General features: G+C 73.6%; 4 protein-coding genes. 2 read left to right on the top strand and 2 right to left on the bottom strand.

Annotated features, from left to right (window positions below; genetic code table 11):
- Nucleotides 1-1,606 (top strand): bifunctional 3'-5' exonuclease/DNA polymerase (locus AC1DY2_RS16705; protein ID WP_476763434.1); only part of this gene is annotated, 1,606 nt, incomplete at its 5' end.
- On the opposite strand, the gene AC1DY2_RS16700 is transcribed toward AC1DY2_RS16705, so the two are convergent.
- A complete protein-coding gene (locus tag AC1DY2_RS16700) occupies nucleotides 1,588-2,256 on the bottom strand; it encodes a PadR family transcriptional regulator (RefSeq protein WP_476763433.1) in 669 nt (222 codons plus the stop codon). The genes AC1DY2_RS16705 and AC1DY2_RS16700 overlap by 19 nt on opposite strands.
- 213 nt (nucleotides 2,257-2,469) lie before the next feature.
- Between AC1DY2_RS16700 and AC1DY2_RS16695 the strand changes: the two genes are divergently transcribed.
- Nucleotides 2,470-2,991 carry a DUF3145 domain-containing protein gene (locus AC1DY2_RS16695; protein ID WP_309978435.1) on the top strand — a complete coding sequence of 174 codons (522 nt, stop codon included), beginning with the start codon at nucleotides 2,470-2,472 and terminating at the stop codon, nucleotides 2,989-2,991.
- Between the two features lie 149 nt (nucleotides 2,992-3,140).
- On the opposite strand, the gene AC1DY2_RS16690 is transcribed toward AC1DY2_RS16695, so the two are convergent.
- Nucleotides 3,141-3,971, bottom strand: an 831-nt coding sequence (locus AC1DY2_RS16690; RefSeq protein WP_476763432.1) for a beta-ketoacyl-[acyl-carrier-protein] synthase family protein, incomplete at its 5' end; no start/stop codon positions are given.

Raw genomic sequence — 3,971 nt, 5'->3', positions numbered from 1 at the left:
CTGCCACGACCTTCGGCTGTGCGCGGCGATCCTCGACCATGCGGTGGCCACCGAACAGGCGAGGTCGAGCGGGCGATATCCCCGTCCCGACTGGATGCCGGCCGGCCCCGCGGAGGCCGGGTCCGACGTCGGCGGCCAACCACGCCCCTCGCCCGCGGGCGCCGCTCACAGCGCGCTCTTCGACCTCGACGCACTGAGCGGGCTCGACGCACCCGCCGAGGCGGTCGCCGCCCCGACGACGGCGCCTCGCGTCGCGCCGACCGGCCGGCCCGCGGCGGGGGCCGTCTTCGACGAGCTCGCGCGCCAGCTCGCCCTCGTCGAGGCGAGCGACGATCCGAGCGCCCTGCGCCTGCTGCTCGCGGCCGAGTCCGCCGGGGCGCTGATCGCCCTCGAGATGCGCGCGGCCGGGCTGCCGTGGAACCGCACGGTGCACGAGGGCGTCCTCGAGGCCGAACTCGGCCCGCGGCCGTCCCAGGGACGGAAGCCGGCGCGCATGGACCAGCTCGCCGCGCGGGTGCGGCTCGACCTGGGGGCACCTGGCCTGAACCTCGACTCGCAGGTCGACCTCCTCCGTGCCATCAGGGGAGCCGGCATCCAGGTCGATTCCACGTCTCGCTGGGAGCTCCGTGAGCACGACCATCCGGCGATCGAACCGCTCATCGCGTACAAGAAGCTCGCCCGCCTGTTGAGCGCGAACGGCTGGTCCTGGCTCGACGAGTGGATCGCCGACGGTCGGTTCCGACCCGAGTACGTGCCGGGCGGCACCGCGACCGGACGGTGGGCGACCTCGGGCGGGGGAGCGCTGCAGCTGCCCAAGAACGTGCGCGCCGCGGTCGTCGCCGACCCTGGATGGACCCTGGTGGTCGCCGACGCCGCGCAGCTCGAGCCGAGGGTGCTCGCCGGAATGGCGCGCGACGAGTCGATGGCGACGGCCGGCCGGGGTCGCGACCTCTATCGCGGCCTCGTCGACTCGGGCGTGGTGGCCACGCGCGACGAGGCGAAGATCGCGATCCTCGGTGCCATGTACGGCGCGACCACGGGCGACAGCGGTCGCCTGGTTCCGCGACTCGCGCGCGCGTTCCCACGCGCCATGCAGCTCGTCGACCGTGCGGCTCGCGACGGTGAACGCGGTCGCTCCGTCAGCACGCTGCTCGGTCGATCCTCACCGCTGCCGTCCGCCGACTGGCGGGCGGTGCAGTCTCGTGCGAGCCAGCCCGACGCGACCACCGCCGACGAACGCCGGGCCCGATCCTCGGCCAGGGACTGGGGGCGCTTCACGCGCAACTTCGTGGTGCAGGGGAGCGCCGCCGAGTGGTCGCTGTGCTGGATGGCTGCGTTGCGGGGGCGCCTGGCCGAGATCGGCGCGGGGCCGCCGGCATCCGTGACGCGGGCCACCGCCTCCGGCCCCGTGTTCGAGCGGGCGCCGCACCTCGTGTACTTCCTGCACGACGAGATCATCGTGCACACGCCTCGCGAGCTCGCCGACGAGGTCGCCGCAGCGGTGGAGACGGCCGCGAAGGGTGCCGGTCGGTTGCTCTTCGGCGACTTCCCGGTGGAGTTCCCCCTCGACCTCGCGATCGTCGACAGCTACGCGTCGGCCGGCTGAGGCTCGGAGCCACGGGGCTCGGGCACCCCCTCGGCCGGCCCCCCGGGTCGCCGGCCGCGCTTCGGTCGATCGGTGCTCGGGGCGAAGGGCAGCCGCGCCGTGCCGGCGAGCGAGTCGAGCCAGTCGAGTGCCGCCTCAGTTCGGTGCAGTTCAGCGGATGCCGCGAGCCGGCCGAGTGCAGCCTCGGCACGCCGGGCAGCCGACCCGTCCTCGCCGCTCGCCTCGCGGTCGACGTCCGAGCCGTCGGCCGTGGCCGCAGCCGCCTCGGATGCCTCGACCCGGCGTTGCGCCCACCGCTCGCGCWCGGCCGACACGACGGCCGCCGCATCGCACCCTGGAAGCGACCACGCCACGAGCACCCGGTCGACGGTCTCGTCCCACGGGTCCCCGCCCGCGGCATCCGCCCCACCGAGCCAGGCCGTCGCCGCACCCTCGCCAGCTGCGGTGAGCCGATGCAGCGGCAGGCCGTCGCTCGTCGATCCGGCCGACTCGATGAGCCCCTGCCTGGTGAGCCGTTCGAGCGTCGCGTACGTCTGGCCGACGTTCACCACCCGGCGGCCGCCGGTGCGGACCGTGAGCCCGCCGTGCAGCTGGAAGCCGTACGCCGGTCCGGCGGTGAGCAGTGCGAGCAGTGCATCGCGCACGGCCATGGAGTGCCTCCCTGAGGGATGAGAAACGCTTCACCGAGCATAGTGTTCCGGGCAGCGACCCCGCCGGCGGCGCTCCGGACGGCGCGGAGCCTTGTCCTGCGCGGGATTCCACGGCATAATCGCCCATGACGGCTCGCCGTCCACAATCGAACACTCGCCATCCGGCGGTTCCGAGGTCGTAGGGGAAGACGCACCTCGAGAACGGAGACGGAGATGGCGGAGAAGGTCACGCGGGCCCAGCGCGCCGCGCGAGGCGTGCTGTTCGTGCACTCCTCGCCGCGGGCGCTCTGCCCGCATGTGGAGTGGGCTGCAGGCCGTGCGCTCGGCACGGCGGTGAACTTCGACTGGTCGGAGCAGCCGGTCTATCGCGGGCTCATGCGCGCCGAGTTCTACTGGGAGGGCGAAGCCGGAAGCGGCGCCAAGCTCGCCTCGGCGCTGCGCGGCTGGGAGCAGTTGCGCTTCGAGGTGAGCGAGGATCCGACACCCGGCTCCGACGGTGCCCGCTGGATGCACACGCCCGAGCTCGGCGTGTACTTCGCGCAGACCGACACCGCGGGCAACACCGTCATCCCCGAGGATCGCATCCGCTACGCGATGGAGGTGGCCGGGCACGACACCGTCGAGCTGCACCGCGAGCTCAGGCTGGCGCTCGGCCAGGCCTGGGACGATGAGCTCGAACCCTTCCGCCACGCGAGTGACTTCGCCCCGGTCGTCTGGTTGCACCAGGTGGGCTGAGGCGGCGCGGTCCGCGGGTGGCGTGACGCGAGGTCGGATGTCCCATTCCCGGCGTCGAGTGGAGCGAAACCCGCGGACCATGACGAGAAGACCCCGGCGCCGAACGGCGACCGGGGTCTTCTCATGAGGCTCGCGCCCGCGGCATCCGCTCAGGAGGTGCGGAAGGCTGCGACGGCGTTGTGGCCGCCGAAGCCGAACGAGTTCGAGATCGCGACGACCTCGCCGTCGCCCAGCGCACGCGGCGACGTGACGACGTCGAGCGGGATCTCAGGGTCCTGCTCGGTCAGGTTGATCGTGGGCGGCGCGGTGCGCTCGTGCAGTGCGAGCACCGTGAAGAGCGCCTCGATCGCGCCGGCACCGCCGAGCAGGTGCCCGGTGGACGCCTTCGTCGCGGTGACGGCGATGCCGTCGAGCGCGTCGCCGAAGACGCGACGGAGCGCGTTGTACTCGGCGATGTCGCCCACGGGCGTGCTCGTGGCGTGCGCGTTGATGTGCTGCACGTCGGCAAGGGACGCCCCGGCACCCTCGATGGCCGCCTTCATCGCGCGCGCCGCCGCCGAACCCTCGGGGTCGGGGGCGGTGATGTGGTACGCGTCGCTCGTGACCGCGCCGCCGAGCAGCTCGGCGTAGATGCGCGCGCCGCGGGCCTTGGCGTGCTCCTCGGTCTCGACGACGAGCGCCGCGGCGCCTTCCCCGAGCACGAAGCCATCGCGGCCGAGGTCATAGGGGCGCGAGGCGATGGCCGGCTCGTCGTTGCGGCGCGACAGCGCCTGCATCGACGCGAAGGCGGCGATGGGCAGCGGGTGGATCGCGGCCTCCGAGCCGCCGGCGATCACGACGTCGGCCAGCCCGGCCTGCAGGTGATCGTAGGCGTTCACGAGGGCCTCGGTGCTCGACGCGCACGCCGAGACGACCGTGCGGATGCCGGCGCGGGCGTGCAGGTCCATGCCGATCGCGGCGCCCGGGCCGTTCGGCATGAG

Source organism: Agromyces sp. P1_H4, assembly GCF_056405255.1.
The sequence above is the reverse complement of the archived record's forward strand: the minus strand, read 5'-3'. Positions and strand labels throughout refer to the sequence as shown.

Coding starts and splice junctions, on each gene's coding strand:
- AC1DY2_RS16695 (WP_309978435.1), top strand. CDS start 2,470: ATGGCGGAGAAGGTCACGCGGGCCCAGCGCGCCGCGCGAGGCGTGCTG.